The organism is Reichenbachiella sp. (assembly GCF_039941815.1).
GTDB lineage: Bacteria > Bacteroidota > Bacteroidia > Cytophagales > Cyclobacteriaceae > Reichenbachiella.
This window is the reverse complement of the sequence record NZ_JBDVDW010000061.1, coordinates 76,268-97,254: the sequence shown is the minus strand read 5'-3', so window position 1 is coordinate 97,254 and position 20,987 is coordinate 76,268. Positions and strand designations below refer to the sequence as shown.

19 protein-coding genes are annotated in these 20,987 nt (G+C 40.7%); 11 read left to right on the top strand and 8 right to left on the bottom strand.

Annotated features, from left to right (window positions below; genetic code table 11):
• Window positions 1-5: 5 nt before the first annotated feature.
• The 3 genes from ABJF11_RS14510 to ABJF11_RS14500 are packed head-to-tail and all read right to left on the bottom strand — an operon-like array spanning window position 6 to window position 2,373.
• Entirely contained in the window at window positions 6-797 is a 792-nt protein-coding gene (locus tag ABJF11_RS14510) for a metal ABC transporter ATP-binding protein (protein WP_348120607.1), read from the bottom strand.
• On the bottom strand, window positions 794-1,720 hold the full coding sequence (locus ABJF11_RS14505; RefSeq protein ID WP_348120606.1) for a zinc ABC transporter substrate-binding protein: 927 nt from the start codon (window positions 1,718-1,720) through the stop codon (window positions 794-796). The genes ABJF11_RS14510 and ABJF11_RS14505 overlap by 4 nt, the downstream gene beginning before the upstream one ends.
• Window positions 1,717-2,373, bottom strand: a complete 657-nt coding sequence (locus ABJF11_RS14500; protein WP_348120604.1) for a metal-dependent transcriptional regulator — start codon at window positions 2,371-2,373, stop codon at window positions 1,717-1,719. Before ABJF11_RS14500 ends, ABJF11_RS14505 begins: the two co-directional genes overlap by 4 nt.
• Before the next feature lie 216 nt (window positions 2,374-2,589).
• On the opposite strand from ABJF11_RS14500, the gene ABJF11_RS14495 reads away from it, so the two are divergent.
• The 4 genes from ABJF11_RS14495 to ABJF11_RS14480 all read left to right on the top strand — a co-directional run bounded on the left by ABJF11_RS14495 (window position 2,590) and on the right by ABJF11_RS14480 (window position 8,785).
• Complete coding sequence (locus ABJF11_RS14495; RefSeq protein ID WP_348120603.1) at window positions 2,590-3,792, top strand: DUF4856 domain-containing protein; 1,203 nt, start codon at window positions 2,590-2,592, stop codon at window positions 3,790-3,792.
• Window positions 3,793-3,854: 62 nt separating this feature from the next.
• Window positions 3,855-4,967, top strand: a complete 1,113-nt coding sequence (locus ABJF11_RS14490) for an imelysin family protein (RefSeq protein WP_348120602.1) — start codon at window positions 3,855-3,857, stop codon at window positions 4,965-4,967.
• A complete protein-coding gene (locus tag ABJF11_RS14485) occupies window positions 4,957-6,330 on the top strand; it encodes an HTTM domain-containing protein (protein ID WP_348120601.1) in 1,374 nt (457 codons plus the stop codon). The genes ABJF11_RS14490 and ABJF11_RS14485 overlap by 11 nt, the downstream gene beginning before the upstream one ends.
• Window positions 6,308-8,785 carry a TonB-dependent receptor gene (locus ABJF11_RS14480; RefSeq protein WP_348120600.1) on the top strand — a complete coding sequence of 826 codons (2,478 nt, stop codon included), beginning with the start codon at window positions 6,308-6,310 and terminating at the stop codon, window positions 8,783-8,785. Before ABJF11_RS14485 ends, ABJF11_RS14480 begins: the two co-directional genes overlap by 23 nt.
• Window positions 8,786-8,794: 9 nt before the next feature.
• Here the strand turns inward: ABJF11_RS14480 and ABJF11_RS14475 are convergent, their stop codons facing one another.
• The 4 genes from ABJF11_RS14475 to ABJF11_RS14460 are packed head-to-tail and all read right to left on the bottom strand — an operon-like array spanning window position 8,795 to window position 11,392.
• Window positions 8,795-9,259, bottom strand: coding sequence for a heme-binding domain-containing protein (locus tag ABJF11_RS14475; RefSeq protein WP_348120599.1), 465 nt, complete (start codon window positions 9,257-9,259; stop codon window positions 8,795-8,797).
• 40 nt (window positions 9,260-9,299) lie between these two features.
• Window positions 9,300-10,052, bottom strand: coding sequence for a glucose 1-dehydrogenase (locus tag ABJF11_RS14470; RefSeq protein ID WP_348120597.1), 753 nt, complete (start codon window positions 10,050-10,052; stop codon window positions 9,300-9,302).
• The gene (locus ABJF11_RS14465; RefSeq protein WP_348120596.1) at window positions 10,049-10,879 is read right to left on the bottom strand and encodes a mechanosensitive ion channel domain-containing protein; all 831 of its coding nucleotides are present in this window, start codon (window positions 10,877-10,879) and stop codon (window positions 10,049-10,051) included. Before ABJF11_RS14465 ends, ABJF11_RS14470 begins: the two co-directional genes overlap by 4 nt.
• Before the next feature lie 15 nt (window positions 10,880-10,894).
• Complete coding sequence (locus tag ABJF11_RS14460; protein ID WP_348120594.1) at window positions 10,895-11,392, bottom strand: mechanosensitive ion channel family protein; 498 nt, start codon at window positions 11,390-11,392, stop codon at window positions 10,895-10,897.
• Between the two features lie 147 nt (window positions 11,393-11,539).
• Here ABJF11_RS14460 and ABJF11_RS14455 point away from each other — a divergent pair, with 147 nt between their 5' ends.
• The 7 genes from ABJF11_RS14455 to ABJF11_RS14425 all read left to right on the top strand — a co-directional run bounded on the left by ABJF11_RS14455 (window position 11,540) and on the right by ABJF11_RS14425 (window position 20,355).
• Window positions 11,540-12,385 (top strand): DUF4197 domain-containing protein, encoded by an 846-nt coding sequence (locus ABJF11_RS14455; protein WP_348120592.1) that lies wholly within the window; start codon window positions 11,540-11,542, stop codon window positions 12,383-12,385.
• A 48-nt stretch (window positions 12,386-12,433) separates the two neighbouring features.
• Window positions 12,434-12,898 (top strand): hypothetical protein, encoded by a 465-nt coding sequence (locus tag ABJF11_RS14450; RefSeq protein ID WP_348120590.1) that lies wholly within the window; start codon window positions 12,434-12,436, stop codon window positions 12,896-12,898.
• Between the two features lie 196 nt (window positions 12,899-13,094).
• Complete coding sequence (locus tag ABJF11_RS14445; protein ID WP_348120589.1) at window positions 13,095-14,960, top strand: DNA topoisomerase IV subunit B; 1,866 nt, start codon at window positions 13,095-13,097, stop codon at window positions 14,958-14,960.
• Window positions 14,961-14,963: 3 nt separating this feature from the next.
• Window positions 14,964-17,687: a DNA gyrase/topoisomerase IV subunit A gene (locus tag ABJF11_RS14440; RefSeq protein ID WP_348120587.1), complete on the top strand. Its 2,724-nt coding sequence runs from the start codon at window positions 14,964-14,966 to the stop codon at window positions 17,685-17,687.
• Window positions 17,680-18,375: an RNA methyltransferase gene (locus ABJF11_RS14435; protein WP_348120586.1), complete on the top strand. Its 696-nt coding sequence runs from the start codon at window positions 17,680-17,682 to the stop codon at window positions 18,373-18,375. Before ABJF11_RS14440 ends, ABJF11_RS14435 begins: the two co-directional genes overlap by 8 nt.
• A 15-nt stretch (window positions 18,376-18,390) precedes the next feature.
• A complete protein-coding gene (locus tag ABJF11_RS14430) occupies window positions 18,391-18,990 on the top strand; it encodes an ElyC/SanA/YdcF family protein (protein WP_348120585.1) in 600 nt (199 codons plus the stop codon).
• Between the two features lie 120 nt (window positions 18,991-19,110).
• On the top strand, window positions 19,111-20,355 hold the full coding sequence (locus tag ABJF11_RS14425) for a 4-vinyl reductase (protein ID WP_348120584.1): 1,245 nt from the start codon (window positions 19,111-19,113) through the stop codon (window positions 20,353-20,355).
• A 22-nt stretch (window positions 20,356-20,377) separates the two neighbouring features.
• On the opposite strand, the gene ABJF11_RS14420 is transcribed toward ABJF11_RS14425, so the two are convergent.
• Complete coding sequence (locus ABJF11_RS14420) at window positions 20,378-20,737, bottom strand: DoxX family protein (RefSeq protein WP_348120583.1); 360 nt, start codon at window positions 20,735-20,737, stop codon at window positions 20,378-20,380.
• Window positions 20,738-20,987: the final 250 nt, after the last annotated feature.

Genomic DNA, 20,987 nt, shown 5'->3' with positions numbered 1-20,987 from the left:
AGGACTTAGGTCATGTCTCTTGTTGGAAATTGTTGCTTTTTGAGCAGATTGCCAACTTCGGATAAAATGCTCAGTTTGCCGCCATATGTTTCTTGAAGCAGTTCTTGTGTGAATGCTTGTTCGATGGGACCTGAAGCTACCAACCTGGTATTTAGCTGGACCACCCAATCGAAATACTGAGTTACAGTTTGCAAGTCGTGATGAACAACTATCACGGTTTTACCTTCTTCTGACATGGCCTTTAGGATATTGATGATTGCCTTTTCGGTGGCAGCATCTACGCCGGCAAAAGGCTCGTCCATGAAGTAGATCTCCGCGTTCTGCGCGAGTGCTCTGGCTAAAAAAACACGTTGTTGCTGTCCGCCAGAAAGCTGACTGATCTGACGATTAGCATACTGTTGCATATTTACCTGCTCTAGTGCATAATCCGCTGCTTCATAGTCTGCTTTACGAGGACGTTTGAAAAGCCCAAGCTCTGCATATCTCCCCATGACCACGACGTCACGGACCGAAGCCGGGAAGTCCCAATCCACTGATTCTTTTTGTGGTACGTAGCTTACCCGTTCTCGTATTTCTGCAATCGGTTTTTGCAGGATTTCAACCCATCCACTACTCAACGGTACGATTTCCATGATAGCCTTAATCAAAGTTGACTTACCGGCACCATTAGGTCCGATTACTCCAACTAAGGAGCCTTTAGGGAGTGTCAGATCCACACCCCAGAGCACAGGTTTTTTGCTGTACGTGACAGTCAAATCGTGGATTTCCAGTACAGGATCTTCTACATTTACTATCATTTCAGTGCATTTACAATGGTTTGGGCATTGGTATGAACCATGCCAATATATGTACCCTCAAACGATCCAAAGGGTCCCATGGCATCAGAATACAAACTACCTCCGATGTGTACGTCGTGTCCTTTTTTTCGGCACCCTTCGACTACCGCATTGATGGCTTTTTTAGAAACTGAAGTTTCAATAAATACCGCTTTTATTTTCTTTGAATTAATAAGGTCTACCAGATCAGCTACATCTTTTAACCCTGGTTCGGATAAGGTTGAGATGCCTTGCAATCCATTGACTTCTATTCCATAGGCTTCACCAAAATATCCGAATGCATCGTGTGCAGTGATCAGTAGTCTTTGAGAATCTGGAATACTATGTATTGAAAGTTTGACTGCTTCGTGTAGAGAATCCAAAGATTTGAGATAAGATTCGGAATTCAAATCATAAATATTTTTGTTTTCAGGATCACTAATCACCAATTCCTTGTGTACACGAGTCACGGCCTGCTTCCAAAGAGATACATCAAACCATATGTGTGGGTCGTAAGTACCAGGATATAATTCACTGGCACGAAAAAGCGAATCCGGAATTTCGGTAGAAATTGCCTTGACTGGCTTTATTCGACCTAGTTTTTCAAATACATCACCCATTTTGCCTTCAAGATGCAAGCCGTTGTAGAATATCAGATCGGCGTCTTGCAGTTTTTTTAAGTCTCCCTGTGTGGCTTTATACAAATGTGGGTCGACACCAGGACCCATCAACGCTTGTGCATCTACTCTGTCGCCAGCGATATTGATGACAGCGTCATATATCATTCCCGTGGTGGTTATGACTTTTAGCTTTCCATTCCTCACCTTATCTTTCTGCCTGCACTGCTCCAAGCTCAGAAGGACTATAAATGCGAGTAGGTATATATATAAGGGTTTTAATTTCATTCTGTGACTAATAAATTTTCTGCTACTTGCTTGGATATAAATATTATCTCTTGACTTGGCAATTCTATTTGCATTGAGCCATCGAAGGTGTTTTTTTCAATGACGACTACTTTGGTACCTAGGGCTATATTGATCTTGTCCAAATGGTTCAAAAACTCCGAATCTGAATCTTCAACCCCAGTAACCAACACTTTTTGTTTAGCTGGTACTTCAGATAGTGGGACTTTGTTACCAATTATTATTTCTCCTAATTCGTTGGGAATTGGATCTCCATGCGGATCGACTCGGGGATAGCCCAAAAACTTGTCAAGCTTCTGAGTGAGCAGGGGAGACTTGATATGTTCCAATTGTTCGGCTATGTCGTGTACCTCGTCCCATCTGAAATGAAGTTTGTCCACAAGAAACACCTCCCAAAGCCGATGCTTTCTTATGATTTGTAAAGCTTCTTTCCTGCCTTTTTTGGAAACGTTTACTCCCTTATACTTTTGATAATCTACAAAACCTTTATCAGATAGTTTTTTGATCATGTCACTCACTGATGCAGGCTTTGTCTGCAACACTTCCGCAATGGCATTGGTAGACACATCGGATTTATCAGCCTGTGATAAATGATATATAGCCTTGAGGTAATTTTCTTCAGCGTGACTGAGCATAATTCAACGGTAATAGTTATACAAAGGAAAGCATATTTAGATTAATCTAAAAATATTTTAAGGATCAAATAAAAATTTTACGAAAAGCTTCTCACTACTAATAGTGATTTTTATCAGTTATCTGGAATTTGTCTAAATATAGATTGTGAATGAAAGGATTGCTTCTACTTTTGTGTCACTATTTATAACGAGTCTTAATAAATATAACACAGATTAATGAAAATTAGTAAACTATATATCGGCCTTCTTTTTACCAGCATCTCACTGTCCTCATGTAGTGATGATGAATCAACTATTTCTATAGAAACTCCTACAAATTATTCCTTTAGCAGGGATGGGTCTAGTACGGTCTCTTTTGGTGGTCAAACTACCAGAATTGCCATGGCAGAAGAGTTAATCTCAGCACTTACCGATGAGACCAAATCAAAAGAATCTTTATTGAGCATGTTTGCTCATGAAGAAGGAGATAGTGACTTTTCAGATGCTGAGCTCAACGCATCAAGTAAAAGTGTAAGAAGCAAAACGGCAGCTTCTAATGACTTCTTTTCTAATAATACAACAGACGCCTCTGCTATCAAGACTCAATTGGACAATTGGATTGGCAGCCAGCATGACGAAGTATTTCCACAATGGGAAGTGCAAGCTGAGTCAGGCACTGCAGGCCAGATCGCTGATGGTGAATCTACCCGATATATCAGCGCAAATGGAGTAGAATATAATCAGCTGGTTGGTAAGTCTTTGATTGGTGCCTTGATGGTCGATCAAATTCTCAATAATTATTTGAGTACTGCGGTACTTGATGAAGCAACCAATATAGAGGACAACGATGCAGAGGTAGTTGCTGATGGAGAAATTTATACCACGATGGAGCACAAGTGGGATGAGGCCTATGGCTACCTATATGGGGCGAGTGTAGATGCTACTGACCCAAATGCCACTCTGGGTGATGACGACAGCTTCTTGAACAAGTATGTCGCCAAAGTAGACGCTAATCAATATTATACTGGAATAGCTGATGACATATTTGATGCGTTCAAACTGGGTAGGGCAGCTATCGTAGCCAAAGATTATACAGTGAGAGATGAGCAAGCTGAAATCATAAAGGAGAATTTGTCAAAAGTAATTGCGGTGAGAGCGGTACATTATCTGCAGGCGGGAAAGGATGCAGTCGCTACACAAAACTATGGTGGGGCATTTCATGACCTGTCTGAGGCTTTAGGATTTGTATACAGCCTACAGTTCACAAGAAAACCAAACTCTGAGGCATCGTATTTCTCTAAAAATGAGGTGGATCAATTTATTGAAGATATTTTAGCAGAAGAAAATGGTTTATGGAATGTTTCGGCGACAACATTGGATGATATTTCAAATGAAATCGTTGATGCATTTGATTTAGTCTTAGCAGAAGCTGTAGAATAAGAAAAAATATTTTATTACAAGCATGAGGTCAGTTCATAGAACCGACCTCATTTTCTATTTATATGAAAGTACAACAGGCACTATTTATCCTCCTGACCGCATCGATATTTTACTCCTGTGACTCTGGAGGCGATGATACTTCAGAAGATAATTTTGACAGACAGGCGATGCTTGTCAATTGGGCAGATAATATCATCATACCAGCCTATCAGGATTATGAAGAAAAGCTAGAGACGCTCAATCAAGAAGCTAATTCTTTTGCAAACACTCCGACTGCCAATCAGCTGGTTGTCCTCAGGGAATCCTGGATGTCTGCTTATAAGGCCTGGCAATGGGTAGCAATGTTTGAAATTGGAAGAGCTGAAACGATAGGGTTGCAAGGATATACAAATAGTTATCCTGTCGATGTGGCGAATATGCTAGCGAATATTGAGTCAGGTAATTATAACCTTGAATTGCCTTCCAGAAGAGACCAGCAGGGATTTGGCGGCTTGGATTATCTGATCAACGGACTTGCTGATTCGGATACAGAGATCGTCGCACGCTATGCTGACTCCAACACCGCAGAGGCGCATCAGACTTATCTGACCGACCTGACTTCCAGACTCTTGTCATTGACCTCAGATGTTTTGGATGATTGGCAAAATGGCTATCGCGAGACCTTTGTAAATAATGACGGTTCCAGCGCAACGGGAGCTGTAAACAAACTTACCAATGATTATATCTTCTATTTTGAAAAACACCTCAGAGCTAGTAAGGTAGGAGTGCCTGCAGGAGTATTTTCTGGCACACCGGATGCCACCGATGTAGAGGCGTATTATAGCACATCATTCTCAAAGGCTCTTTTTAAAGAGGCTCTGGCTGCATCAGAAGCTTTTTTCAATGGCCGACACTTTGGGTCTGGCACCTTAGGATCTGGCTTCTCGGATTACCTGAATTATCTGAACACCATCAAAGAAGGACCAGATCTTGTCGAAATTATCAATGATCAGTTTTCCGTGATAGCAAGCACAAGTGATCAGCTTGCAGATAGTTTTTCTGATCAAATAAAGAATGATAATACGCTGATGCTCAATACATACGACGAGTTACAAACCAATGTAATCAGTTTTAAGATTGACATGCTTCAGGCTTTAAACATTAAAGTCGACTATGTAGATGCTGATGGAGACTGATTTAAAAGTTTCCTACTGGCAGCGATCTACTTCAGCCGCTCCCTTAGCCGTATTTCGGATTCTTTTTGGCGGATTGATGTTTGTTGGAGTGGTTCGATTTTGGCTCAATGGATGGATTGAGAAGCTATATATAGAACCACAGTTTTTTTTCTCCTACTACGGATTTGAATGGATCAAACCGCTTGGTAGTTTTACCTATTTCATTTTCATATTATGTGGGATATCGGCCCTTTTGATCGCTTTGGGATATAAGTATCGGATGGCCATTGTGGTATTCTTTTTGAGTTTCACCTATATCGAGCTCATGGACAAGACTACCTATCTCAATCATTATTATTTTGTCAGCCTGATTAGCTTTATTCTAATTTTCCTACCTGCCAATTGCTTCGCATCATTGGACGTCAGGTCTAACCCCAATATCAGATTTGATCGCATTCCAAAATGGAACATTGATTGCCTCAAACTGATGCTTGGCATAGTTTACTTTTATGCCGGTCTTGCTAAGATCAATTCAGACTGGCTGATAGAAGCTATGCCGCTTAAAATTTGGCTGCCTGGTGGTTACGATCTTCCCATCTTAGGATACTGGCTGCAGCAGGCTTGGGTGCACTATCTTTTGAGCTGGGTGGGTATGTTATATGATTTATCTGTGCCATTTCTCCTGTTATATGCGACCACACGATGGTATGGTTATACCCTGGTAGTTATCTTTCATGTTCTCACGAGTCTGTTGTTTCCGATAGGCATGTTTCCTTACCTAATGATAGCCTGCACGCTTATCTTTTTCTCTCCCCAAGTACACTTATCACTATTATCCAAGTTCCGTTTATTAAGGCCTGCTTCCGCGAAAAATATAAATGCAGTTCGAACGCTCCATGAAAATTCTAATTCTTTATATCAAAAGATAAAAATGGGGGGCTTTATTGTTTTCTTTGCGCTCCAATTAGCGGTTCCGTTCAGGTATTTGTTGTACCCGGACGAACTATTCTGGACAGAAGAGGGGTTTAGGTTCTCTTGGCGAGTCATGCTAATGGAAAAGGCCGGGGCCACCAGCTTCAAAGTGCAAGATGGAAATACCGACAAACGATTTTATGTAGAGAACAGTGATTTTCTTACTTCTTTTCAAGAAAAACAGATGTCCTTCCAGCCAGATTTCATACTGGAATATGCTCATCATCTTGAAAAACACTATCGCTCACTGGGCTACCAAAACATTGAAATATATGTGGATAGCTTCGTAGCACTTAATGGTAGACCAAGTAAGAGATACATTGATCCTACAGTAGATCTAACCAAAGTAAAGGAGTCATTTAAACACAAGAATTGGATTTTGCCATTCGATGATGAGATTAAAGGTTTATAGTATAGGGATATTGTTGCTCTTGTGTACGCAGGTGACAATGGCACAGCTGGTCTTGGAAGGTAAGGTGACATTGGCAGCCTCAGGAAAGAAGATGGCAAATGCTCAGCTTTATATCCAAGAGACTCACGATCTAATCACTACCGACAAGACAGGATATTATCGATTCGAAGGACTGGAAAAGGGTAATTATACGTTGGTTATTTTCTCCTATGAATTTGAAACACAGACTGTCCAAATAGAACTGGACGCTGATCAAATCCAAAATTTTCAAATGACTGAACTTGCGACTGAGCTGTCCGAAGTCGTCATAAGCCAAAAAAGAGAGGAGATTTTTGGATTGGAACGATTGCAGCCAGTAGAGGGTACGGCCATCTATGCAGGTAAAAAGAGTGAAGTGATCCTACTGGATCAAATGGTAGGCAATCGAGCAAGCAACAACGCACGTCAAATTTATGCACAAGTGGTGGGCCTAAATATCTATGAAAGCAACGATGGAGGACTCCAATTGAGTATAGGAGGGAGAGGTCTTGACCCCAATCGTACGTCTAATTTTAATACCCGTCAAAATGGATATGACATTAGCGCAGATGTACTAGGCTACCCGGAGAGCTATTATACCCCACCGGTAGAAGGCTTAGAAGAGATAGAAGTGATCCGTGGGGCGGCGTCTCTCCAGTACGGTACGCAGTTTGGTGGATTGATCAATTTTAAGATGAAAAATCCAGTTGAGGACAAAAAGGTCTCAGTAGAGACTCGTCAGACCTTGGGATCGTTCGGATTATTCACAAGCTTCAACAGCCTCAGTGGCACCGTAGGAAAGTTTAGCTATTACTCGTATTTCAACTATAAAAAAGGGGATGGCTATCGCCCAAACTCAGCATTTGACTCTAAAAATTTATTTCTCAATTTCCGATTTGCATTCAGCGAGAAAACTTCGATTTCGACAGAATTCACTTACCTAAAATATTTGAGTCAGCAGGCGGGAGGGCTTACAGACACGCAGTTTGAAGCCGACCCACTGTTTAGCAACCGAGAGCGCAATTGGTTCGAAGTAGACTGGAAGCTTTATTCCGTGCGATTTGACCACAAATTCAGTAAAAGATCGGATTTCAGTATTAACTTTTTTGGATTGGATGCTGAGCGCAACGCCTTGGGATATAGAGGTATAGCTGGAATCGACGGTCTCAATCGCAATCCCGTAAGTGAGCCAGATTGGATTGACGAAAATGGTGAATATGTGTATGCCAGAGATTTGATTATTGGGAGATTCAACAACTGGGGACTTGAAGCAAGGTTTCTAACACGGTATTCTTTATTTAATCGAGATGCCGTTTTCCTAATTGGAGCCAAGTATTATAAAGCCCAAAATGCCTCCCTGCAAGGTGCGGGTTCACTTGGATCAAAAGCAGATTTTACTTTTGATGATCAAAACTCCACCTATCCGAATGTCTCAGAATTTAACTTCCCAAACCAAAACTTAGCTGTGTTTGGAGAGCATATTCTTTATCTAAACGACAAATTGTCTATTACACCAGGGTTTAGAGTAGAGCATATCAAAACGGAAAGTGAGGGTACCTATCGTTTTTTTCCTAATCCAACGGATGATACCTATCAGGATGTTCAAGATGTGGCATCATTGCCTCGTACGTTTGTACTGCTAGGTATTGGGCTGAGCAACGAATTCAATGACAATCTGGAATTGTATTGGAACCTGTCTCAAAACTACCGCTCCGTCACTTTCAGTGACATCAGAACCGTCAATCCTTCTTTTATTATTGATGAGAATATTAAGGATGAAAATGGCTTCACGTCAGATATCGGGTTTAGAGGAAAGTGGAAGAAATTGGTATCATACGACTTCGGCGCTTATGTGATGCGATATCAAGATAGGATAGGGGTGATCTTTGACAATAGAGCCAATAGAGTGCGTACCAATATCGGTGATGCTATGATTTATGGTCTGGAGTTTTTTGCTGACTGGAATCTTATAGAAACTTTTCAGGGAGACGGAAAGAAATACAAATTAAGGTGGTTTGTCAATTCGGCCTTTACCGGATCAAAATACCTCAATGCCGTGGAAGGCAACAACAATGTGGATGGAAATGTAGTAGAATTTATCCCGGCTATTAATATCAAAACAGGAATCAATTTGGGTTATAAAAACCTGCTTGCGAGCATACAGCTTACACACATGTCCAAACAATATACTGATGCTGAAAACTCTGGAATCGCTGAACCGGGAAGTGCAAGAGAAGGAGTCATTGGAGAAATACCTGCCTATGATATCATGGATCTTTCACTGTCCTATACTTATAAAATGTTTAAGCTCGAATCTGGAATCAACAATTTGACAAACAACAGCTACTATACTCGTCGTGCTACGGGATATCCAGGACCTGGCATTATTCCTTCAGATGGACGAAGTGTCTACGTTACCCTTGGTGCCAGGTTTTAATCTAGTAGATTAATCCTTGTGTTGCTCAACTCCCGGTAGGCTTTTGACCCAGGCAACAAGCATTTCTACCTGTTCTTCAGACAAACTGGCCTCGCCATGTATAATCGTGTAAGAGGACAGCGGCATTTCGCCTTCTTCTACTTCTTCATAGAATTCTTCGAGTTTGTGAAGTGCCTTCTTTTCAGAATAATTGCCCCACTCAGAAAGATTAAAGTGCTCACGACCTTCTTCTATATGATCTCCGATCCACCAGGATAGCGGAGCTACATTAGTATACCAGGGATATTTCGTATGATAAGAATGACAGTCATAACATGACGTTTTAATGATTTTAGCTATCTCTTCGGGTGGATTAGTGATAGCAATAAAATCGTTCTCGGCTTGATATGAAGGATTCTCCTTGTCAATACCAAAAAACTGTATGATTACCAGAATTGCAACCAGGCCTGCGATGATTTTCATCTTTAGAGTCATTGTCTTATGCTTAGATTGTTAAAATTCGAAAATAGTCAAATTAAATAGTAAAGCCACCATCGGCAGTATACACACCACCTGTACAATAGGAAGAAGCCTCAGAGGCTAAAAAAAGTGCTAGTCCTGATATCTCATCTGATTCTCCAATCCGACGAAGTGGCAAATGTTTTACAAATCTTTTCGTAAGCTCATCGTTGGCCCATAATGCTTCACTAAACTTAGTCTTGATCAGTCCGGGGCAGATTACGTTGGCACGTATACCTTGAGGTCCCATTTCCTTAGCCATCACTTTGGTCAGCGAGATTAGAGCTGCCTTACTCACACTATAGATTCCAAGTTGCTCTTCGGGAGAGAGACCACCAACGCTACTTACATTGATAATCGAGCCACCGGCCGTCATATGAGGAGCACATAACTTGACCAACTCGAAGGGCCCTTTCACGTTGACATCCATTATTTTGTCAAAGGCGTCCAAAGAGGTATTTACCAATGGACCAAATACAGGATTGGTTGCAGCATTGTTTACCACGATATCCACCTTACCAAACGCTTCAAGCGTCTGATCCACAAGGTTTCCGATCTGCTCCATATCTCCGGTGTTACATGCCACACCGATGGCTTCGAATCCCGCCTCGTTTATTTTCTCTGCGACGGCATCTACTGCTTCTTGCTTTCGACTTGAGACTACAACTTTGGCACCTGCTGCCGCATAGATAGAAGCTATGGCTTCGCCGATTCCTTTGCTAGCACCTGTTACGATGGCCACCTTGTCTTTCAATGAAAACTTACTCATATACTTTGATTTGATTTAATGTGAATATCTCTTTGAGGGAATGGAATCACAATTCCTTGTTTCTCAAACTGTCTGTAGATCTCATATCTTATTTCACTTTTGATGCCCTCTATCTGCCACATGTTTTTTGACCAAAAAATGATTTCTAAGTCTAGTGATGAACTCCCGAAATCAATGAACCTGGCGAATGGTTTAGGTTTCTTTGCGACCTCCGGATTGATTGCGGCTGCAGCTTCAAGTATTTCGGATGCTTTTTTTACGTCGCTGCCATAGGCTATACCTACGCCTACTTTGAATCTGGTAGACTTTCTGTTGTGAGACCAATTGATCACCATGTCACTCACCAGTTTGCTATTTGGTACTATGATGATGATACCCTCTCTGGTGATCAATTGGGAGGTTCTAATGTTGACCTCTGTAATTCTTCCGACCAAACCTTCCAGTTCGACGATATCACCTATGGACACAGTGCCCTCAAAAAGCAATACCAGTCCGGATACCATGTCGTTGAACTGCTGCTGTACCCCAAGGCCAAATCCTACAAGAAGTGCAGCAGAACCAGCAAGTAAAAGTGTCAACTTGATACCAATTAACTCGAGGCCAACGGCTATTGCAGCTACAATGACGATATACTTTATGATTTGATAAAAGGCCCAACCTCGACCCTCATCAAATTTCTCCTGCTGAATTTGGCGCTTAAAAAAACGCCGAAGAATGATAAGAATAAGTTTGGTAGCCAGCACAACTCCGCCGATAACCAGAATATGGAACACCCGAATGTCGATTTCACCCAAGTGCAATAATTCGAATTGTAAAAAGTCTTTCATGGTAAGAAATGGATACTAGTCAATAATTTCCATAATTGGTTTTTGCAATGCAAGATTGTTGGGATAAAAAACAACTTTTTTCTTTTCAACTTCTATTTGCAAAGAAAATAGGCTTATGTCTACGATGACCCCTTCCACGGAATTATCACCGTCTATAATTCTTATCTTCGATCCAATTCTGTGCGGAAAGTTAAAAAATAGTACTGCACTCGCGGTAATATTGCTTAAAATGGACCAACTGGCAAATAAAGCGATACCCGCGACTGTAAAAAAGGAGGCGAAATAAATGGCGATTCCTTCAAAAGTGATGTTCCATATAAAACCAAGGATGATCACACTGACCACCAAAAAAGTGCTATTGATGATCTTTGCAGTATCCGCAGCTCTTCCTTTTTTGAATTTTCTGCTCGTGGCAAACTTTTCTGTATATCGTCGAGTTAGAAATTTGGCAATTACATAGACGATCAATATGCCAACAGACAGCACACTTTGAATTATTAGTTTTTCTTGCATGACATTTCCGAGAAATTTAATTCTATGCCCTATGTCAGATTGGGCTAAGAAACCGAGATCGAAGTTAAGATTTTATTTATTTAACATCTGACTTGAATAAAACAATTTCAACCTATTTTTGAAAAGATCATATTATCAAAATTTCTAATGAATACAATAAAAAAAGCTACCATCTTGCTATTAGTTTTTGTAGCCGTAGGCTGTGCCGAACTTAAAAGCATTATTGATCAAAACTTAGGTCTTTCAAATGATGAAATCGTTGCCGGACTAAAAGAGGCTTTGGACGTAGGCCTCGACAAATCAGTTACCTCTGCTTCTGCAGTCAATGGTTATCTAAAAAATGAGGCCATCAAACTGCTTCTTCCAAAAGAAGTGAAAGCATTGAAAAAAGAGATAAACAATGGTTCTGTAACCTTGCTTAGTGGAGCAGTGAATGTCCCGTATAGCAAAATTCTGGATACTTATGTGTCCTTAGATCCAAATCTGGATGAAGATCCATTCAACGAACTTGTAGTCGCTATGAATAGGGGAGCAGAGAAGGCAGCCAAAAAGGCGGTACCCATTTTTGGCTCAGCGATTAGAAATATGAGTTTTAGTGATGCACTTGGTATCCTGCAAGGAGGCAATCAGTCTGCTACTGACTACTTCTATAGCAAGACCAAAACTGATTTAGAAGGTGCCTTTCGTCCGGAAATTAAACAAGCACTTAGTCAAACCAAAGCCACGGATATTTATGGCTCTGTAGCCAAATTCGTTAATTATGAATACGAGGTCAATTACCTGATCAATACCTATACTATAGATGTAAGCGACCATCTAAAAACAAATGAATTTCCTGCAACCCTCGATGGTTATGCCACAGAAAAAGCGATCGATGGACTATTCTACCTTATCGGAAAAGAGGAACAAAAGATCAGAGCAAGCCCGATGGATTATGCCAGTGCAATTATTAGAAAAGTGTTTTCAAGTGATGAAGCTCAGTCCGGTAGTTGATACGAAAGACCAACGCTTTCTATACTTTTGCAAAAATGATTAACGCAAATGATTAAGGTAACAAAACTACTTTATACACTCTCCATTTTTACGTTTTTAGGCATACTGCTGTATGTATATGCCTTTCTTCCCAATAAGATTGGTATTTTCTTTGACGAATCCGGTGAAGCCACCTTGGCGATCAATAAGGCGGTTTTTTTTTATGCTTGCCTTGGGCTATTTGCATTGACTAATGGAATAATAATTCTTTATCGTAGAATGAGTCGCGGACAATTAAATTTGAGTCAGACAGATTTTAAGGAAATGACCACGACAGAAATTGCCTATCATTGGCTGAGCGGTTTGTCATTCGTCTTCAATGTGATTTATATCTTCTCGATCATGTTTATTGGGATGTACTATAATTCAGAGCATTTTGATGTCACCAACTACGTGACCTTAATCTATATCGGACCCATCTTGTTGGCAGGTTGGTTTTTTTGGTTTATTTATTTACAGTTCAGTAAGAAATAAAAACCGTCTGTACCTCAATTACTTAGGTGTTTCAGTTTAAATAAAAAGTCCAATAAAAAGGTTGATTTACAGGGTTTTAGAGCGCATTTTGGTTTTATTTTTTTATCACAAATGTTCTATATTCACCACCAATTTTGGAAGGTGAGAAATCCCCATTTTTTGTTTTTGATTAAAAAGAATTAGGTACAGGAGACATATGGCTGCTAGTGTAGAATATAATGAAGACAGTATAAAATCACTTGATTGGCGTGAACACATTCGTCTGCGCCCCGGCATGTACATCGGAAAGCTGGGTGATGGGTCGGCAGTAGATGATGGGATCTATGTATTGGTAAAAGAAGTAATAGACAACTGCATCGATGAGCATGTTATGGGCTTCGGAAAGACCATACATGTGAAAGTTGGCGAACATAAGGTAGAAGTGAGAGACTATGGTCGCGGGATTCCACTTGGCAAGGTTGTGGACTGTGTATCCAAAATCAATACAGGAGGAAAATACGACTCATCAGCCTTTCAAAAATCTGTAGGACTCAACGGAGTCGGAACCAAGGCAGTCAACGCCTTATCAAGCTACTTCAAGGTTCAATCTTTTAGAGAAGGCGAAACCAAACTGGCTGAATTCAACACAGGAGAGCTCATTACTGATGCGAAAATATCCAAGTCCTCTGAGCGCAACGGGACCTTGATCACTTTTGAGCCAGACAATACTGTATTCAAAAATTTTCATTTTATCCCCGAATATCTCGACAATCAGATTTGGAACTATGCTTTTCTGAATGCAGGACTCACTATCAATTTCAACGGTCAAAAATATCATAGTGAAAACGGACTACTGGATCTTCTGACCCGAAAGTCCAACATGGACAATATCCGATATCCTATCATTCACCTCAAAGGTGATGATATAGAACTGGCACTTACCCATTCCAATCAATACGGAGAGGAATACTACTCTTTTGTAAATGGTCAGTACACTACACAAGGAGGAACTCACCTTTCGGCGTTTAGAGAGGCTATAGTCAAAACGATAAGAGACTTCTACAAAAAGGATTATGATGCAGCTGATATCCGTGCAAGTGTAGTAGGCGCTATAGCTGTACGAGTTCAAGAGCCCGTTTTCGAATCACAGACCAAAACTAAGCTTGGGTCTATAAATGTCGCTCTCGATGGACCCACCATGAGAAGCTTTGTGCTGGATTTTGTCAGAAAGGCACTAGACGACCATTTGCATAAAAATGCACAGGTTGCCGATGCGCTGCTGAAGCGTATACTACAATCCGAGCGTGAAAGAAAGGAGATTGCCGGAATCAAGAAATTGGCTAATGAAAGAGCAAAAAAAGCCAATCTGCATAATAAGAAACTCAGGGACTGTCGACTCCACCTCGATGATAAAAAGGGAGACGAAGATCGAAAAGCCGAAACCACTTTGTTCATTACTGAGGGAGATTCAGCCAGTGGCTCTATCACCAAATCTCGGGATGTGCAGACACAAGCGGTTTTTAGTTTGAGAGGTAAGCCGTTCAACTCCTTTGGCCATACAAAAAAAGTAGTGTATGAAAATGAAGAATTCAACCTGCTGCAGCATGCCTTGAACATCGAGGACAGCCTGGATGAACTTAGGTATAACAATATAGTGATAGCCACAGATGCGGATGTGGATGGAATGCATATTCGCCTACTATTGCTGACGTACTTCTTGCAGTTCTTTCCGGATCTTGTCAAAAAAGGTCATGTATTTATCCTTGAGACTCCATTGTTTAGAGTCAGAAATAAAAAGGAAACCATCTATTGCTACAGCGACGAGGAGCGTCAGCGTGCCATAGCCAAATTAGGAAATAAACCCGAAATCACTCGATTTAAGGGTCTGGGTGAGATTTCTCCGGAAGAATTTGGCGAGTTCATCGGCAAAGACATTCGCCTTGAGCCTGTTATACTTCAGAAGGACACCAAAATCGAAGATTTACTAAAATTTTATATGGGAAAGAACACCCCAGACAGACAAAATTTCATCATCGACAAACTACGTATCGAAAAGGATTTAGTGGAGGAAGAATTAGTTTAATCAATGGAAGAAAATAATAATACTAACGAACAGAATCAATCCAGCGAATCTAAACATGACGTGGTACCCGTATCAGGTATGTACGAAAACTGGTTTCTGGACTATGCTTCATATGTAATTCTGGAAAGAGCGGTGCCGGCGATAAATGATGGGCTGAAACCTGTCCAGCGTCGTATTCTTCACGCCATGAAAGAGATGGATGACGGTCGCTACAACAAGGTCGCCAACATCATAGGAAGCACGATGCAATATCATCCGCATGGTGATATGTCTATCGGAGATGCCATGGTAAATCTTGGTCAGAAGGATCTACTGATCGATATGCAGGGAAACTGGGGAGATGTGCGTACAGGTGATCGTGCTGCTGCCTCCAGATATATCGAGGCACGGCCATCCAAACTGGCGTTGGAGATTCTATACAATCCTCAAACTACTGATTGGCAACTATCATATGACGGTAGGAAAAAAGAACCCGTGACCTTGCCCGTCAAATTTCCACTCCTACTTGCACAAGGGGTCGAAGGGATAGCGGTAGGTCTATCAACTAAAATCCTGCCGCACAATTTTTGTGAACTCATAGATGCTTCGATAAAGCATTTAAAAGGCAAAAGCTTCAAACTCTATCCTGACTTCCTTACCGGAGGTACTATTGATATAGAAGAGTACAATAAAGGCCATCGTGGTGGAAAAGTAAAAGTACGAGCCAAAATAGAAGAGTACGACAAAAAGCAGTTGGTTATCAAAGATATTCCATTTGGTACAACTACGACCAGCTTGATTGAGTCGATTATCAAGGCAAATGATAAGGGTAAAATTAAGGTTAAAAAAGTAGTAGACAATACAGCCAAGGACATAGAAATACTGGTACAGTTGGCACCGGGAGTCTCTCCGGACATTACTATAGACGCGCTATACGCCTTTACAGATTGTCAGGTGTCGATATCACCAAATGCTTGTGTCATAGTAGACGACAAGCCTCTGTTTACCGATGTACACGAAATTCTAAGAATTAATACGGATCAAACCGTCGCGTTGCTTCGTCAGGAATTAGAAATCCGAAAAGGTGAATTGCTTGAGAAGATCCTGTTTTCTTCACTGGAGAAGATATTTATAGAAAACCGAATCTATCGGGATATTGAGGAGTGTGAGACCTGGGAGTCCGTATTGGAAACAATTGATCAAGGTTTAGAGCCGTTCAAACCTCAGTTTTATAGAGAGATTATCCAGGAGGATATCATCAAATTGACTGAGATCAAAATTAAACGTATCTCAAGGTTTGATTCCTTCAAGGCAGACGATCTGATGCGCAGATTGCAAGAGGAATTGTCACAAGTAGAGCATCACCTTGCCAACATTATAGACTATGCTGTTGATTACTATCAAAACCTTTTAAAAAAATATGGTGAAGGAAAAGAGCGTAAGACAGAAATTTCTTCTATAGAAACAATAGCAGCGACTGCTGTTGCTGCCAATAATGCTAAGCTGTACGCCAACTTCAAAGATGGATTTATAGGCTATGGCCTTAAGAAAGATGAATACATTTCGGAGTGCTCTGATCTTGATGATATTATTGTATTCCGAAAGGATGGAAGATGCGTGGTGACTAAGATCCAAGACAAGGTATTTGTTGGTAAGGATATCATCTATGCTGGTGTATTCAAAAAGAATGACGAGAGAATGGTCTATAATCTGGCTTACCTTGATGGTAAAACCGGCCGTTCTATGATCAAGAGATTCAACGTGACTTCGGTCACAAGAGACAAAGAATACAATCTGACCAAAAGTGATAAGGGTTCTAAAGTCCACTACTTCAGTGCCAATCCAAACGGAGAAGCAGAAGTTATCACTGTTTACCTCACAGCAGGAGCCAAGGCCAGGAAAAAAGTCTTTGACTTTGATTTCGCAGAAATTGATATCAAAGGCCGTGGAGCAGGAGGGAATATTCTCACCAAATACCCAGTCCGCAAGATTGACCTCAAATCAGAGGGAAAATCCACGCTGGCAGGCACGGATATCTGGTATGACGAATCTATAGGTAGACTGAATAGAGATGAAAGAGGGAAGCTCCTTGGCAATTTCAATGCCGATGACAAGGTGATCGTATTCTACAAAGATGGGAGCTATGAACTGACTTCATTTGAGTTGTCCAACCATTACAATGCCAGTCAAATTTTTAGTATTCACAAATTTGTACCCGATCAAGTACTTTCTGTAATACATCAAGATGGAGACTCTAAAGCTGTGTATATCAAGAGGTTTACGATTGAGACATTGACCGTAGATAAGGCATTTTCTTTTATCAATGAAGCTGGCAATTCTAAAATGCTACATATTTCTGTAATGCCAGACCCAAAGGTACTGGTGTCGTATCGTAAGAAAGGCGAACGCACTAAAAGTGAAAAAGAGTTTGTGCTATCCGAATTAATTGAAAAGAAAGGATGGAAATCTATCGGAAATAAGTTCCCAGTTCAGAATATCACATCCGTAAAAGAACTCGAAACTGAAACTGTAGTAGAGACCGAGAAGCATCCCGAAGCCCAGGCTCCGATCATAGATACAGATCTGATTGAAGATATAAAAGCAGAAGTACAAAAGGAAGTGGAACAAGAAGATTCCGAAAATGAAGGTTTTGATGTTGGCAGCTCAATAGATTTATCCGCTGACACCAATGAGCCAGAAGACGAAGAAAACGACGAAGACAAACCACAATTGGGGTTATTTGAATAATACTGACTATAACGAAGCACTCCTGAATTATCTGTCTGACTTTGTCACTGATAATAAAAAGGAGAGGTTTGAGGAGATTTTACAGCATCGTACACGTCATCTGACGGTAGTTCTGGAAGATTTGTTCAAAGCACACAATGCCAGTGCTGTCATGCGAACAGCCGAAGGATTGGGGCTACAAGATATTCATGTCGTCGAGCAGCGCAATGCCTATGATTATAACCCATACGTGCTACGTGGCGCAGGTAAATGGCTTACGCTGCACAGATACAATGATACGGAACTGAACATGAAGACCTGTTTCGACCATCTGAAAATGGAAGGATATCAAATATTGGCCACTTCGCCACATGCCTATGCGAATGACTATCGTGACTTTCAGATTGATCAAAAAACGGCTTTGGTTTTTGGAGCTGAAGAAACGGGTATTAGTGATTATGTGAAAAATAATGCAGATGGATTTGTACATATACCCATGTGCGGATTTACAGAAAGTTTCAATATCTCCGTTAGTGCTGCCATAATATTGGAAGACTTCAATAGAAAAATTAGATGCCATAATGACGATTATCACCTAACTGATAAGGAGGTATTTGCGTTGAAGCTGGAATGGTATCAAAAAATGGTACCCAATGTGGACAAACATCTGCATGCGTTTAGTAAATCATATAGTAGTAAAAAGAATTAAAAACAAACAACCTTTATGGTTAAGCTCCTAAAATGGTTTTTTATCGGTTCACTAGCATTTATTGTTTTGAGCAATATTTGGATTGTAGGTTCGACTCGCCAAGGCATTATCAAAGATAGCAGAGCACTCCTCGAAGCTGAAGTTGGTTTGGTTTTTGGTACCAGCCAACATCAAATAAAAGGAGGATCAAACCCTTTCTTTGCACATCGAGTTGAATCAGCTCGTGAATTGCTACAGACAGGCAAAGTAGAACGACTTATTCTTAGCGGCTCCAAGGATTCTATCTATTACGATGAAGCAGAAGCCATGAAATCCGCGCTGATAGCGCAAGGTATCAGTGGAGAGATTTTATTACTTGATAAACATGGGAATCGTACCATAGAATCACTGACCAGATTGAAGGATGTATATGGATATGAGCAGTGTGTCCTCATCACTCAGGAGTACCATGCCTACCGATGTTTGTTTATTGCCCAAAAACTTGGATTGTCGGCTCAATGTTATGTCGCTAAAACTCCAGATAGAAAGGATCATTATAGAGCACTCTTGAGAGAATTGTTGGCACGCGCCAAAGCTGTAATTGATTTGTACATACTTTCAGAAATCGATTCGTAGCGTCGAATAGTTGCGACATAGTTTTTTTTCTAAAGCCCTTATAATAACTTCGCTTCAAACTTGGTGAATTACGCAGATTACGCTTAATTTATTGAATTGACTTAAATGAAGCCTGTTTACATGAATATCCTTGATACCTATCTTGATGATAAATGTACTTATCAGTTCGCTGAAGAGCCACTTACAATTCAGAGTGAGTATTTTAATATAAAAATCCTAAAAGCTGTCGAAGAGCTGGGGGGCAAAATAGACCTCAAACCAGTACTTATGGTTTCTGCTCAGGTATTGAGCTATGGTCAATTTTCAGCATTCTTTAAGAACAATCGAAAATTGAATTTTGAAGACCGTAAGAAAGCAATTGAGAGCTATTACTCGCATTGCGGATTTGGGAAGCTTTCGCTTAAGGGCATCTCGAATAAAGGCGGATATGCAGAACTCATTTCAGATCACTATGCTGATGCCTGGATTAAGTACTTTGGACAGCGGCCGGCTAATCATCCAGGAGTAGGATATTTTACTTGCGGCTTTATTTGTGGTGCGGTAGAAGCACTGTTTGATGTACCATCAGGAACGTTCGATGGCAAGCAATCAAAATGTATGTCTAAAGGAGACCCCAAAAGTAGATTCGAAGTCTTCAGAGGACTCAAGAGAAAGCTAAATTCATCACCCTCTTTTGGTAAGCAGCAAGAAGAGGATGAATCACTGACTGACACTAGCGGGGTGAATGATTTAAAAGTGATCGATGCAATTAAGGATCTGCAGTTAAGCGGGTTAATATCCGATACGGGCATGATTGACTCGTTCAATGCTAAGTGGACCAAGCACTACGCGAACTATCATCCGCTGATTATGATTAAACTACTCATGTCAGCTGAAAAGAAGCTCGGCAAAGGAGGAGTGGCCCATATCAAAAAAATATTTTCCGAAACTTCTGAGGGTAACGCCTATTTTATACTTGGCAATATTCTCAACTCATCCTTTTGGAAAGAAAATGTATCTGGTCTTCTAAATTCAGATACAAATAGCCTTTGGCATGCAAGCCTGGATATAATGACTGCTTTTGGCCATGGTAAATGGGAATTGGCAGAGGGGAGCTCTACGGAATACAAAGTAAACATCATCAACAACCCTGAGACCAATGCATTTTTGAAGCTTGTCGGAAATACTAAAGCACCGCTGGGGTTTTGCTCAAGTGGCTATTTGACAGGATTGGCTAACTATATCAGGCTAAATTCTAGCCCGTCTACAGTAGACAACGACTACATTGAAAAAATGAAGGCTTCTAAGGGAGATATTTCCTGCAAAGAGGAGCAAAGCAGAATGATAGGGTCGGAAAAAGATACGCTCATGGTGCTGGTGCACTAAAAAGATCATGAGCGTATTTTTTTTAGTCAGATAGGTGGCCAGACATATACCACGCTCCACCTGCAAGAGCTACATCTTTGAGTAAAGAAGGCATTGCGCTATCCATATTTCCACCTAAGGCAGATTTTAGATGGATCATAATGGCAAAAAGTAGCAGCATTAAGCCAAGTAGCTGTGTTGCGAGTTTAGCCTTCTTCCCAATAATAATTGCTACTGCAGCTGCAATCAATGCTAATCCTGTAAGATAAACCCAGATCACTGCACCAGGCATATAAGATGGCACCATTCCGCTCATCCCATCACCGTTCATGAAATGAAAAAGTCCAAAAATGGCCATAGGCACAGCATACATATACTTGCCCGCAATTGGTAAATTGTTCATACTGAATTGGTTTTTGTTGAATAAATCATTAAGTGTATCAACAGATAAAATACTCAAATTTTAGCAGATTACCAATTGCAACTAAGGGTTAGCCTCCAGAGCAACCTGCGTATTGTTTAATTGATGCCAAAGCCAGTCGAAAATTCTATCGTAGTTTGATGACAGCACACCAAATAGAAGTTACAATTCCGGCTTGCAGTTTTTGACCCTAAAAGATAGGAATACAAATCAGTGTGTATTCCAGTAAGCT

Bases quoted from the DNA above. Each gene is read 5' to 3' on its own strand.
- ABJF11_RS14510 (WP_348120607.1), bottom strand. From the start codon at position 797: ATGATAGTAAATGTAGAAGATCCTGTACTGGAAATCCACGATTTGACT.
- ABJF11_RS14505 (WP_348120606.1), bottom strand. From the start codon at position 1,720: ATGAAATTAAAACCCTTATATATATACCTACTCGCATTTATAGTCCTT.
- ABJF11_RS14500 (WP_348120604.1), bottom strand. From the start codon at position 2,373: ATGCTCAGTCACGCTGAAGAAAATTACCTCAAGGCTATATATCATTTA.
- ABJF11_RS14495 (WP_348120603.1), top strand. From the start codon at position 2,590: ATGAAAATTAGTAAACTATATATCGGCCTTCTTTTTACCAGCATCTCA.
- ABJF11_RS14490 (WP_348120602.1), top strand. From the start codon at position 3,855: ATGAAAGTACAACAGGCACTATTTATCCTCCTGACCGCATCGATATTT.
- ABJF11_RS14485 (WP_348120601.1), top strand. From the start codon at position 4,957: ATGGAGACTGATTTAAAAGTTTCCTACTGGCAGCGATCTACTTCAGCC.
- ABJF11_RS14480 (WP_348120600.1), top strand. From the start codon at position 6,308: ATGATGAGATTAAAGGTTTATAGTATAGGGATATTGTTGCTCTTGTGT.
- ABJF11_RS14475 (WP_348120599.1), bottom strand. From the start codon at position 9,259: ATGACTCTAAAGATGAAAATCATCGCAGGCCTGGTTGCAATTCTGGTA.
- ABJF11_RS14470 (WP_348120597.1), bottom strand. From the start codon at position 10,052: ATGAGTAAGTTTTCATTGAAAGACAAGGTGGCCATCGTAACAGGTGCT.
- ABJF11_RS14465 (WP_348120596.1), bottom strand. From the start codon at position 10,879: ATGAAAGACTTTTTACAATTCGAATTATTGCACTTGGGTGAAATCGAC.
- ABJF11_RS14460 (WP_348120594.1), bottom strand. From the start codon at position 11,392: ATGCAAGAAAAACTAATAATTCAAAGTGTGCTGTCTGTTGGCATATTG.
- ABJF11_RS14455 (WP_348120592.1), top strand. From the start codon at position 11,540: ATGAATACAATAAAAAAAGCTACCATCTTGCTATTAGTTTTTGTAGCC.
- ABJF11_RS14450 (WP_348120590.1), top strand. From the start codon at position 12,434: ATGATTAAGGTAACAAAACTACTTTATACACTCTCCATTTTTACGTTT.
- ABJF11_RS14445 (WP_348120589.1), top strand. From the start codon at position 13,095: ATGGCTGCTAGTGTAGAATATAATGAAGACAGTATAAAATCACTTGAT.
- ABJF11_RS14440 (WP_348120587.1), top strand. From the start codon at position 14,964: ATGGAAGAAAATAATAATACTAACGAACAGAATCAATCCAGCGAATCT.
- ABJF11_RS14430 (WP_348120585.1), top strand. From the start codon at position 18,391: ATGGTTAAGCTCCTAAAATGGTTTTTTATCGGTTCACTAGCATTTATT.
- ABJF11_RS14425 (WP_348120584.1), top strand. From the start codon at position 19,111: ATGAATATCCTTGATACCTATCTTGATGATAAATGTACTTATCAGTTC.
- ABJF11_RS14420 (WP_348120583.1), bottom strand. From the start codon at position 20,737: ATGAACAATTTACCAATTGCGGGCAAGTATATGTATGCTGTGCCTATG.